Source organism: Caulobacter rhizosphaerae (assembly GCF_010977555.1).
Classification (GTDB): domain Bacteria; phylum Pseudomonadota; class Alphaproteobacteria; order Caulobacterales; family Caulobacteraceae; genus Caulobacter; species Caulobacter rhizosphaerae.
Map to the genome: position 1 here is coordinate 2070911 of NZ_CP048815.1, position 13152 is coordinate 2084062.

General features: G+C 71.3%; 2 protein-coding genes. One reads left to right on the forward strand and one right to left on the reverse strand.

What is annotated here, in order from left to right:
- Positions 1 to 28: 28 nt before the first annotated feature.
- Entirely contained in the window at positions 29 to 12100 is a 12072-nt protein-coding gene (locus G3M57_RS09875) for a non-ribosomal peptide synthetase (protein ID WP_163230234.1), read from the forward strand.
- A gap of 100 nt (positions 12101 to 12200) precedes the next feature.
- Here G3M57_RS09875 and G3M57_RS09880 read toward each other — a convergent pair whose 3' ends face one another.
- Positions 12201 to 12416 carry an MbtH family protein gene (locus G3M57_RS09880; RefSeq protein WP_163230236.1) on the reverse strand — a complete coding sequence of 72 codons (216 nt, stop codon included), beginning with the start codon at positions 12414 to 12416 and terminating at the stop codon, positions 12201 to 12203.
- Positions 12417 to 13152 lie beyond the last annotated feature (736 nt).

The following is a 13152-nucleotide window of genomic DNA, read 5'->3' on the forward strand; positions in this document are numbered from 1 at the left end:
TGTTTGCTCCGCCAGTTGGGGATGGGCCATGGACGACCACGTTGGGCTGCGGAATATGTCTCTCGAAGCCTTCCGGGCGTTGAGCCAGCGGGTGCGAGAGCGTGAAGGCGATGAGGGCCTGAGCCGTCCGCCGCTGACGCGCCAGGCGCGTCCGGAGCGTCTGCCGCTGTCGTTCGCCCAGGAGCGACTTTGGTTCCTCGAGCAGCTTGGGGTGGGCACGTCCTACACCATGCCCAACTTCCTGCGGCTGGAAGGCCCGCTGGACGTGGGGGCGCTGGAGGCCAGCCTTGGGGCGCTGGTGGCGCGCCACGAGCCGTTGCGCACGCGCTTTGCGGTGCGGGACGGCGAGCCGGTGCAGGTGATCGACCCGCCTGGGCCGTTCGAGCTGACGGTCAGGGACCTTGGCGGGCTGGAGGCGGACGCGCGCGAGGCCAAGGCCCAGGCGCTGCAGCAGGCCGAGATCGAGCGGCCGTTCGACCTGGAGCGGGGACCGCTGTTCCGGGCCGAGCTGCTGCGGCTTGGTCCGCAGGACCACGTGCTGCTGATGAGCATGCACCACATCCTGTCGGACGGCTGGTCGCTGCTGGGGATCATCCCGCGCGAGCTTGGGGCGCTGTACGAGGCGTTCCTGGAGGGTCGGCCCTCGCCGCTGGCGCCGCTGGAGGTGCAGTACGCCGACTATGCGCTGTGGCAGCGTCAGTGGCTGCGCGACGAGGCGCTGGAGCGTCAGCTGGCCTATTGGCGCGAGCGCCTGGCGGGGGCTCCGCCGGTGCTGGAGCTGCCCACCGACCGGCCGCGGCCGCCGGTGGAGAGCTTCCGGGGGGCGGCCTTGCCGTTCACCCTGCCCGGGACGCTGTCGGAGGGGGTGCGGGAGCTGGCGCGGCGTGAGGGGGTGACCCCGTTCATGGTGTTCCTGGCCGCCTTCCAGGTGCTGGTCAGCCGCTGGAGCGGCCAGACGGACGTGGTGGTGGGCTCGGCGATCGCCGGTCGCGACCGGCGCGAGCTGGAGCCGCTGGTGGGGTTCTTCGTCAACACCCTGGCCCTGCGCACGGACCTGTCGGGCGATCCCAGCTTCCGCACGCTGCTGGGCCGGGTCAAGGAGACCACCCTGGGGGCCTACGCCCACCAGGACCTGCCGTTCGAGAAGCTGGTGGCCGAGCTGGCCCCCGAACGGGATCTGGGACGTCATCCGATCTTCCAGACGATGGTGACGTTCAACAACGTCCCGCACGAGGATCTGGAGCTTCGCGATCTCAGCTGGAACCAGGTGGGCGGGCGGATCACGACGGCCAAGTTCGATCTGGAGCTGCACCTGTTCGAGGGGCTGGGGATCGACGGCTTCTTCGAGTACGCCACCGACCTCTACGAGGCCTCGACGATCGAGCGGCTGCTGGAGGGGCTGACCTGCCTGCTGGAGGGGGCGCTGGGCGATCCGGACCAGGCGCTGTCGGCCCTGCCGGTGCTGGGGAGCGAGCAGGCCCGGCGCCTGGCGGTGGAGTGGAACGCCACGGCGTCGGACTATCCGCGCGATCGGCCTGTCCATGCGCTGTTCTCCGAGCAGGCGGGGCGCGCGCCCCAGGCCACGGCCCTGGCGCTGGGCGAGGCGACGATGAGCTACGGGGAGCTGGAGGCGCGGTCCAACCAGCTGGCCTGGCACCTGAAGGCCCGGGGCGTGGGTCCCGAGGTGGTGGTGGGGCTGTGCCTGGAGCGCTCGTTCGAGATGGTGGTGGGGCTGCTGGCCATCCTCAAGGCCGGCGGGGCCTACCTGCCGCTGGATCCCGACTATCCGGCCGAGCGGCTGGCGTTCATGCTGGCGGACGCCGGGGCGGCCCTGACCCTGAGCGCGGGCCCGCTATGGTCGGGGCTGGGGCTGGAAGGCCCGGCGGTGCTGCTGGACGAGGAGGCCCAGGCGATCGCGGCGCGGCCCGACCAGGCCCCGCCGCCGGCCGCGGGTCCGCTCAACCTGGCCTATGTGATCTACACCTCCGGCTCGACCGGATCGCCCAAGGGCGTGGGGATGACCCACGGGGCGATCGTCAACCTGCTCACCGCCCCGGCCATGGCCTATCCCGCCTCGGTGGGGCCGGTTCTGCAACTGACCCCGCTGCACTTCGACGTCTCGGTGCAGGAGATCTTCCTGGCCCTGACCCGCGGGGCGCGCCTGGTGCTGGTCGACGCGGCCATCCGCCAGGATCCCGAACGGCTGGTGGAGTGCCTGGACCGCTGGCGGGTGCGTCACCTGTTCTGCCCGCAGGTCCTGCTTGAGCAACTGGCCCTGGCCTGGCGGCGCTCGCGTCCCGACCTGGCGCTGAGCGAGGTCTATCAGGCCGGCGAGGCGCTGGTGGCCAACGCCGCCATCCTGGAGATGATCGCCGCCAGCCAGGCGCGGCTGATCAACCATTATGGACCCACCGAGACCCATGCCGCCTCCAGCTTCGTGCTGCCGTCGGACGGGGTCGAGCGCCATGCGCCGATCGGCCGTCCGATCGCCAACGTCCAGCTCTATGTGCTGGACGGGGAGCTTGGCCTGGCGCCGATTGGGGTTGCGGGCGAGCTCTACATCGCCGGCGATGGGCTGGCGCGGGGTTATCTAGGGCGGCCTGGCCTGACGGCCGAGCGGTTCGTGGCCAACCCGTATGGCCCGGCCGGCTCGCGGCTCTACCGGACCGGCGACCTGGTGCGCTGGCGCCAGGGCGGTGAGCTGGAGTTCCTGGGGCGGCTGGACCACCAGGTCAAGGTGCGGGGCCACCGCATCGAGCTTGGCGAGGTGGAGGCGGTGCTGCTGGAGCAGCCCGGGGTGGCCCAGGCCGTGGCCGTGGTGCGCGAGGACGCGCCGGGGGACAGGCGGCTGACAGCCTATGTGGTGGGCCGCGACCTGGACGCGGGCGACCTGCGCGCCCGGGTCCGGGCCCGCAGTCCCGGCTACATGGTGCCCTCGGCGATCGTGGTGCTGGACCAGCTGCCGCTGACGGCCAGCGGCAAGGTCGACCGCCAGGCGCTGCCCGCGCCCGAGGAGCGGCCCGAGCTGATCGGCGACTATGTCGTTCCCAGCACGCCCCTGGAGGAGGCGCTGGCGGCGATCTGGGCCGAGACCCTTCGGCTGGACCGGGTGGGGGCGCAGGACAACTTCTTCGACCTGGGCGGCCACTCGCTGCTGGCCACCCAGGTGGTCTCGCGGGTGCGCGAGGCCCTGCAGGTGGAGCTGCCGGTGCGCGCCTTCTTCGAGGCCCCCACCGTGCGCCAGCTGGCCCAGAGGGTGGAGGTCGCCCAGAAGGAGCAGGAGGGCCTGAGCCGTCCGCCGCTGACGCGCCAGGCGCGTCCGGAGCGTCTGCCGCTGTCGTTCGCCCAGGAGCGACTTTGGTTCCTCGAGCAGCTTGGGGTGGGCACGTCCTACACCATGCCCAACTTCCTGCGGCTGGAAGGCCCGCTGGACGTGGGGGCGCTGGAGGCCAGCCTTGGGGCGCTGGTGGCGCGCCACGAGCCGTTGCGCACGCGCTTTGCGGTGCGGGACGGCGAGCCGGTGCAGGTGATCGACCCGCCTGGGCCGTTCGAGCTGACGGTCAGGGACCTTGGCGGGCTGGAGGCGGACGCGCGCGAGGCCAAGGCCCAGGCGCTGCAGCAGGCCGAGATCGAGCGGCCGTTCGACCTGGAGCGGGGACCGCTGTTCCGGGCCGAGCTGCTGCGGCTTGGTCCGCAGGACCACGTGCTGCTGATGAGCATGCACCACATCCTGTCGGACGGCTGGTCGCTGCTGGGGATCATCCCGCGCGAGCTTGGGGCGCTGTACGAGGCGTTCCTGGAGGGTCGGCCCTCGCCGCTGGCGCCGCTGGAGGTGCAGTACGCCGACTATGCGCTGTGGCAGCGTCAGTGGCTGCGCGACGAGGCGCTGGAGCGTCAGCTGGCCTATTGGCGCGAGCGCCTGGCGGGGGCTCCGCCGGTGCTGGAGCTGCCCACCGACCGGCCGCGGCCGCCGGTGGAGAGCTTCCGGGGGGCGGCCTTGCCGTTCACCCTGCCCGGGACGCTGTCGGAGGGGGTGCGGGAGCTGGCGCGGCGTGAGGGGGTGACCCCGTTCATGGTGTTCCTGGCCGCCTTCCAGGTGCTGGTCAGCCGCTGGAGCGGCCAGACGGACGTGGTGGTGGGCTCGGCGATCGCCGGTCGCGACCGGCGCGAGCTGGAGCCGCTGGTGGGGTTCTTCGTCAACACCCTGGCCCTGCGCACGGACCTGTCGGGCGATCCCAGCTTCCGCACGCTGCTGGGCCGGGTCAAGGAGACCACCCTGGGGGCCTACGCCCACCAGGACCTGCCGTTCGAGAAGCTGGTGGCCGAGCTGGCCCCCGAACGGGATCTGGGACGCCATCCCCTGGTCCAGGTGGTCGTAGCCCTGCACAACGTGCCCGAGGAAGGCCTGCGTCTGGAGGGGCTCACGCTCAAGCGGGCGGGCGGCGAGCATGTCACCGCCAAGTTCGACCTGGCCCTGCATCTGTTCGAGAACGATGCGCTCTGGGGCTTCTTCGAGTACGCCACCGACCTCTACGAGGCCTCGACGATCGAGCGGCTGCTGGAGGGGCTGACCTGCCTGCTGGAGGGGGCGCTGGGCGATCCGGACCAGGCGCTGTCGGCCCTGCCGGTGCTGGGGAGCGAGCAGGCCCGGCGCCTGGCGGTGGAGTGGAACGCCACGGCGTCGGACTATCCGCGCGATCGGCCTGTCCATGCGCTGTTCTCCGAGCAGGCGGGGCGCGCGCCCCAGGCCACGGCCCTGGCGCTGGGCGAGGCGACGATGAGCTACGGGGAGCTGGAGGCGCGGTCCAACCAGCTGGCCTGGCACCTGAAGGCCCGGGGCGTGGGTCCCGAGGTGGTGGTGGGGCTGTGCCTGGAGCGCTCGTTCGAGATGGTGGTGGGGCTGCTGGCCATCCTCAAGGCCGGCGGGGCCTACCTGCCGCTGGACCCCGACTATCCGGCCGAGCGGCTGCGGTTCATGCTCGACGACGCCGGGGCGATGGTGGTGGTCACCACCCAGGCGATCGCCGACGGGCTTCCAGCCTATGGCGTGCTGCCCGTGCTGCTGGACGAGGAGGCCCAGGCGATCGCGGCGCGGCCCGACCAGGCCCCGCCGCCGGCCGCGGGCCCGCTCAACCTGGCCTATGTGATCTACACCTCCGGCTCGACCGGATCGCCCAAGGGCGTGGGGACCGTCCACCGCAACATCGCCCGGCTGGTGCTGGGCGCGGACTACGCCGATCTGGCGCGCGAGCGCACGCTGCTGCTGATCTCGCCGCTGACCTTCGATGCGGCCACCTTCGAGCTGTGGGGCGCGTTGCTGCACGGCGCTCGCCTGGTCCTCCAGCCGCCCGGCCCGATCGACATCGGCCAGTTGCGGCAGGTGATGACCACCCAGGGCGTGGACCTTCCCCTGTTGACCACGGGCCTGCTCCATCGGGTGGTTGAAGAGGACATCTCCATCCTGGGCGGCGTGCGCCAGGTCCTGACGGGCGGAGACGCGCTCTCGCCGTCGCACGCGCGCCAGATCGTGGAGGCCATCGGCCCTGGCCGGCTGATCAACGGCTATGGCCCCACCGAAGGCACCACCTACAGCACGGTCCATGCGGTGGGCGAGCTGACCACGGCGACGGTTCCGATCGGTCGTCCGATCGCCAACACGCAGGTTTACGTGCTGGACGGGGAGCTTGGCCTGGCGCCGATTGGGGTTGCGGGCGAGCTCTACATCGCCGGCGATGGGCTGGCGCGGGGTTATCTGGGGCGGCCTGGCCTGACGGCCGAGCGGTTCGTGGCCAACCCGTATGGCCCGGCCGGCTCGCGGCTCTACCGGACCGGCGACCTGGTGCGCTGGCGCCAGGGCGGTGAGCTGGAGTTCCTGGGGCGGCTGGACCACCAGGTCAAGGTGCGGGGCCACCGCATCGAGCTTGGCGAGGTGGAGGCGGTGCTGCTGGAGCAGCCCGGGGTGGCCCAGGCCGTGGCCGTGGTGCGCGAGGACGCGCCGGGGGACAAGCGGCTGGTGGCCTATGTGGTGGCCGAGGCCCAGGGGCTGAAGGCGGCCCACGCCCAGGCCTACGAGGAGGCGCGCGAGGAGAACGTCGAGCAGTGGGAGACGCTGTTCGACGACGCCTACGGGGCCAGCGAGACGGCGGCCGCGCCCAGCTTCCGGGGCTGGAACAGCAGCTATACCGGGGCGGCGATCCCGTTGGAGCAGATGCGCGAGTGGCGCGACCAGACCCTGGAGCGGATCCAGGACCTGGAGCCTGGGGCGATCCTGGAGATCGGCTGCGGGGTGGGGCTTTTGCTGGAGCACCTGGCGGCGGGCCGGGACTATACGGGCACGGACATCTCGGCCGCGGCCCTGGGCGGGCTGCAGCGGTGGCTGGACGAGCAGCCGGCGCTGTCGCACGTGCGGCTGCTGCGGCGCGAGGCCACCCAGTTCGAGGGCTGGGAGGCGGGGGCGTTCGACACGGTCGTGCTCAACTCGATCATCCAGTACTTCCCTGACGGGGAGTACCTGCTGTCGGTGCTGTCCCAGGCGCTGGATCTGGTGGGGCCGCAAGGCCAGGTGTTCGTGGGCGACGTTCGCCAGCTGGACCTGATCAAGGCGTTCCACGCCTCGGTGCAGCTGGACAAGGCCCCGGCGGGGCTGAGCGTTGGGCGGCTCAAGGCGCGGGTGGCGCGGGCCATGGCCCAGGACAAGGAGCTGCTGGTGGCTCCGGGCTTCTTCGAGGCCGCGCGCGAGCAGCTGGGGGTGGGCCAGGTGCGGGCCCTGCTCAAGCGGGGGCGGTACGTCAACGAGCTGACGGGCTATCGCTACGACGTGATCCTCAGCCGCCAGGAGCAGGCGCGCTACGCGGCCGTGGAGCTGGAAGGCGACGATCAGGCGCTGGAGCGGCTGGACGAGCAGCTGGCGCAGCATCGTCCGGCGCGGGTGCGGGTGCGCGGGGTGGCCAACCATCGCCTGGCCCAGGACGCGGCGGCCGCGCGGCTGATGGAGACGATGGAGGAGAACGCCAGCGTGGCGCAGCTGCGCGAGGCGCTCAAGGCCCATCCGGCCCGAGGCCAGGACCCCGAGGCGTTCTGGGCGCTGGCCCAGGCGCGCGGTTACCAGGCGCAGATCAGCTGGAGCGGCGGCGGGGAGGGGCGGTTCGACGTGGAGCTGGTCGACCCGGGCCAGGTCCAGACGCCGCTGGACCTTCCGGCCGAGCCGGCCGGGGCGTGGAGCGAGCATGTCAACGACCCGCTGCTGGGCCAGCTGACCCAGCAGCTGGGGGCGCGGCTGCGCGAGGCGCTCAAGGCCAAGGTCCCCGACTACATGACCCCCTCGGCGATCCTGGCCCTGGACCAGCTGCCGCTGACGGCCAACGGCAAGGTCGACCGCCAGGCGCTGCCCGCGCCCGAGGAGCGGCCCGAGCTGATCGGCGACTATGTCGTTCCCAGCACGCCCCTGGAGGAGGCGCTGGCGGCGATCTGGGCCGAGACCCTTCGGCTGGACCGGGTGGGGGCGCAGGACAACTTCTTCGACCTGGGCGGCCACTCGCTGCTGGCCACCCAGGTGGTCTCGCGGGTGCGCGAGGCCCTGCAGGTGGAGCTGCCGGTGCGCGCCTTCTTCGAGGCCCCCACCGTGCGCCAGCTGGCCCAGAGGGTGGAGGTCGCCCAGAAGGAGCAGGAGGGCCTGAGCCGTCCGCCGCTGACGCGCCAGGCGCGTCCGGAGCGTCTGCCGCTGTCGTTCGCCCAGGAGCGACTTTGGTTCCTCGAGCAGCTTGGGGTGGGCACGTCCTACACCATGCCCAACTTCCTGCGGCTGGAAGGCCCGCTGGACGTGGGGGCGCTGGAGGCCAGCCTTGGGGCGCTGGTGGCGCGCCACGAGCCGTTGCGCACGCGCTTTGCGGTGCGGGACGGCGAGCCGGTGCAGGTGATCGACCCGCCTGGGCCGTTCGAGCTGACGGTCAGGGACCTTGGCGGGCTGGAGGCGGACGCGCGCGAGGCCAAGGCCCAGGCGCTGCAGCAGGCCGAGATCGAGCGGCCGTTCGACCTGGAGCGGGGACCGCTGTTCCGGGCCGAGCTGCTGCGGCTTGGTCCGCAGGACCACGTGCTGCTGATGAGCATGCACCACATCCTGTCGGACGGCTGGTCGCTGCTGGGGATCATCCCGCGCGAGCTTGGGGCGCTGTACGAGGCGTTCCTGGAGGGTCGGCCCTCGCCGCTGGCGCCGCTGGAGGTGCAGTACGCCGACTATGCGCTGTGGCAGCGTCAGTGGCTGCGCGACGAGGCGCTGGAGCGTCAGCTGGCCTATTGGCGCGAGCGCCTGGCGGGGGCTCCGCCGGTGCTGGAGCTGCCCACCGACCGGCCGCGGCCGCCGGTGGAGAGCTTCCGGGGGGCGGCCTTGCCGTTCACCCTGCCCGGGACGCTGTCGGAGGGGGTGCGGGAGCTGGCGCGGCGTGAGGGGGTGACCCCGTTCATGGTGTTCCTGGCCGCCTTCCAGGTGCTGGTCAGCCGCTGGAGCGGCCAGACGGACGTGGTGGTGGGCTCGGCGATCGCCGGTCGCGACCGGCGCGAGCTGGAGCCGCTGGTGGGGTTCTTCGTCAACACCCTGGCCCTGCGCACGGACCTGTCGGGCGATCCCAGCTTCCGCACGCTGCTGGGCCGGGTCAAGGAGACCACCCTGGGGGCCTACGCCCACCAGGACCTGCCGTTCGAGAAGCTGGTGGCCGAGCTGGCTCCCGAACGGGATCTGGGACGCCATCCCCTGGTCCAGGTGGTCGTGGCCCTGCACAACGTGCCGTCCGAAGCCCTGCGCCTGGAGGGACTCCAATGGCGTCCGACGGGCGGCGAGCATGTCACCGCCAAGTTCGACCTGACCCTGCATCTGTTCGAGAACGATGCGCTCTGGGGCTTCTTCGAGTACGCCACCGACCTCTACGAGGCCTCGACGATCGAGCGGCTGCTGGAGGGGCTGACCTGCCTGCTGGAGGGGGCGCTGGGCGATCCGGACCAGGCGCTGTCGGCCCTGCCGGTGCTGGGGAGCGAGCAGGCCCGGCGCCTGGCGGTGGAGTGGAACGCCACGGCGTCGGACTATCCGCGCGATCGGCCTGTCCATGCGCTGTTCTCCGAGCAGGCGGGGCGCGCGCCCCAGGCCACGGCCCTGGCGCTGGGCGAGGCGACGATGAGCTACGGGGAGCTGGAGGCGCGGTCCAACCAGCTGGCCTGGCACCTGAAGGCCCGGGGCGTGGGTCCCGAGGTGGTGGTGGGGCTGTGCCTGGAGCGCTCGTTCGAGATGGTGGTGGGGCTGCTGGCCATCCTCAAGGCCGGCGGGGCCTACCTGCCGCTGGATCCCGACTATCCGGCCGAGCGGCTGGCGTTCATGCTGGCGGACGCCGGGGCGGCCCTGACCCTGAGCGCGGGCCCGCTATGGTCGGGGCTGGGGCTGGAAGGCCCGGCGGTGCTGCTGGACGAGGAGGCCCAGGCGATCGCGGGGCGGTCCGACCAGGCCCCGCCGCCGGCCGCGGGTCCGCTCAACCTGGCCTATGTGATCTACACCTCCGGCTCGACCGGATCGCCCAAGGGCGTGGGGACCGTCCACCGCAACATCGCCCGGCTGGTGCTGGGCGCGGACTACGCCGATCTGGCGCGCGAGCGCACGCTGCTGCTGATCTCGCCGCTGACCTTCGATGCGGCCACCTTCGAGCTGTGGGGCGCGTTGCTGCACGGCGCTCGCCTGGTCCTCCAGCCGCCCGGCCCGATCGACATCGGCCAGTTGCGGCAGGTGATGACCACCCAGGGCGTGGACCTTCCCCTGTTGACCACGGGCCTGCTCCATCGGGTGGTTGAAGAGGACATCTCCATCCTGGGCGGCGTGCGCCAGGTCCTGACGGGCGGAGACGCGCTCTCGCCGTCGCACGCGCGCCAGATCGTGGAGGCCATCGGCCCTGGCCGGCTGATCAACGGCTATGGCCCCACCGAAGGCACCACCTACAGCACGGTCCATGCGGTGGGCGAGCTGACCACGGCGACGGTTCCGATCGGTCGTCCGATCGCCAACACGCAGGTTTACGTGCTGGACGGGGAGCTTGGCCTGGCGCCGATTGGGGTTGCGGGCGAGCTCTACATCGCCGGCGATGGGCTGGCGCGGGGTTATCTGGGGCGGCCTGGCCTGACGGCCGAGCGGTTCGTGGCCAACCCGTATGGCCCGGCCGGCTCGCGGCTCTACCGGACCGGCGACCTGGTGCGCTGGCGCCAGGGCGGTGAGCTGGAGTTCCTGGGGCGGCTGGACCACCAGGTCAAGGTGCGGGGCCACCGCATCGAGCTTGGCGAGGTGGAGGCGGTGCTGCTGGAGCAGCCCGGGGTGGCCCAGGCCGTGGCCGTGGTGCGCGAGGACGCGCCGGGGGACAAGCGGCTGGTGGCCTATGTGGTGGCCGAGGCCCAGGGGCTGAAGGCGGCCCACGCCCAGGCCTACGAGGAGGCGCGCGAGGAGAACGTCGAGCAGTGGGAGACGCTGTTCGACGACGCCTACGGGGCCAGCGAGACGGCGGCCGCGCCCAGCTTCCGGGGCTGGAACAGCAGCTATACCGGGGCGGCGATCCCGTTGGAGCAGATGCGCGAGTGGCGCGACCAGACCCTGGAGCGGATCCAGGACCTGGAGCCTGGGGCGATCCTGGAGATCGGCTGCGGGGTGGGGCTTTTGCTGGAGCACCTGGCGGCGGGCCGGGACTATACGGGCACGGACATCTCGGCCGCGGCCCTGGGCGGGCTGCAGCGGTGGCTGGACGAGCAGCCGGCGCTGTCGCACGTGCGGCTGCTGCGGCGCGAGGCCACCCAGTTCGAGGGCTGGGAGGCGGGGGCGTTCGACACGGTCGTGCTCAACTCGATCATCCAGTACTTCCCTGACGGGGAGTACCTGCTGTCGGTGCTGTCCCAGGCGCTGGATCTGGTGGGGCCGCAAGGCCAGGTGTTCGTGGGCGACGTTCGCCAGCTGGACCTGATCAAGGCGTTCCACGCCTCGGTGCAGCTGGACAAGGCCCCGGCGGGGCTGAGCGTTGGGCGGCTCAAGGCGCGGGTGGCGCGGGCCATGGCCCAGGACAAGGAGCTGCTGGTGGCTCCGGGCTTCTTCGAGGCCGCGCGCGAGCAGCTGGGGGTGGGCCAGGTGCGGGCCCTGCTCAAGCGGGGGCGGTACGTCAACGAGCTGACGGGCTATCGCTACGACGTGATCCTCAGCCGCCAGGAGCAGGCGCGCTACGCGGCCGTGGAGCTGGAAGGCGACGATCAGGCGCTGGAGCGGCTGGACGAGCAGCTGGCGCAGCATCGTCCGGCGCGGGTGCGGGTGCGCGGGGTGGCCAACCATCGCCTGGCCCAGGACGCGGCGGCCGCGCGGCTGATGGAGACGATGGAGGAGAACGCCAGCGTGGCGCAGCTGCGCGAGGCGCTCAAGGCCCATCCGGCCCGAGGCCAGGACCCCGAGGCGTTCTGGGCGCTGGCCCAGGCGCGCGGTTACCAGGCGCAGATCAGCTGGAGCGGCGGCGGGGAGGGGCGGTTCGACGTGGAGCTGGTCGACCCGGGCCAGGTCCAGACGCCGCTGGACCTTCCGGCCGAGCCGGCCGGGGCGTGGAGCGAGCATGTCAACGACCCGCTGCTGGGCCAGCTGACCCAGCAGCTGGGGGCGCGGCTGCGCGAGGCGCTCAAGGCCAAGGTCCCCGACTACATGACCCCCTCGGCGATCCTGGCCCTGGACCAGCTGCCGCTGACGGCCAACGGCAAGGTCGACCGCCAGGCGCTGCCCGCGCCCGAGGAGCGGCCCGAGCTGATCGGCGACTATGTCGTTCCCAGCACGCCCCTGGAGGAGGCGCTGGCGGCGATCTGGGCCGAGACCCTTCGGCTGGACCGGGTGGGGGCGCAGGACAACTTCTTCGACCTGGGCGGCCACTCGCTGCTGGCCACCCAGGTGGTCTCGCGGGTGCGCGAGGCCCTGCAGGTGGAGCTGCCGGTGCGCGCCTTCTTCGAGGCCCCCACCGTGCGCCAGCTGGCCCAGAGGGTGGAGGTCGCCCACTGGCTGGCGGCGCCTACCGCGCGCCGGGCCGACGAGCAATGGGAGGAGTACGAGATTTAGAACGTCCTACAGAAACCTGAAAAAGGGCGACGGTTACCCACCGTCGCCCTTTGACGAAAAGTCTATTGTCGCCGGCGTCGAAATGACGCCCCCGGCTTGATCAAGAAGTGATTTCTTCCAACTCCATGGCGCGTCGCAGGCTCACCGGCCGCATATCGTCCCACACCTTGTCGATATGGGCGACGCAATCGGCCTTGACGCCTTTCACGCCGACGGCGGTCCAGCCCTCCGGACACTGATGCGAGGTGGGCCAAATGGAGTATTGGCCTTCGTCGTTGATCAGGACTTGGAATTCACGTTCCGGATCGTCGAACATGCCTGAGCGCCTTTCGTGAGCGAGGGAGAAGGGATCGCCGGACAGGGTAGTCGGCGAGAAATCCAAACCAATGTGGCGAAAGTCAATAAGGGCGATTTCCGCGCAAATTGCAAGTGTGTCCCGGGTGTGGAAAGTGTAGAGGCTGAAAAAGGGGATTGTCGCCCCTCGTTGCATCTGATCAGAATGCAAAAGGGTGGTTTAGACCTTTTGACATTTGCGGTTGGAGCACGCCATGCCGAAGCTGGTGGGAGAAGCAGGCCAAGGCCTGAAGACGAACGCTCCACCCTCCCTCCAGCAACTTTCCCTCAGTTTCCGGATCGGCGGCAATCTCGAAGCCGAAGCGCTCGAGGCGATCTTCGCCAACAGCGTGCGTCTGCTCTTGGGCGGCGCGGTGCGAGCGCGGTCCTTGGCGGACGTTTCATCGTCAGGGCCGAGGCGTCGGTTGACCGCGGCGCGGGAGCGGCGTGAAGAGTTCCGTTTGATGACGCCGTCGGTGGCCGAATGCCAGGTCATTCGCCTGGGTCCGAAGGATCATCTGTTGGTCCTGAGCGCGCCGGTCGGGCGATCGCCGGATCTGCTCGGCCTGGCGGAGGATCTTGGCGGGTCGATACGCCGCAATTGTCATGCAGCGGGCCTGAAGTTCGGGTCTTTCGAGATCTGGCAGGGAAGCTGGACGAATCCTCGGGTTTTGTCAGACGAGCCAGATTCCGGCCTCCTGGGCAACCGCGCTGGGCGT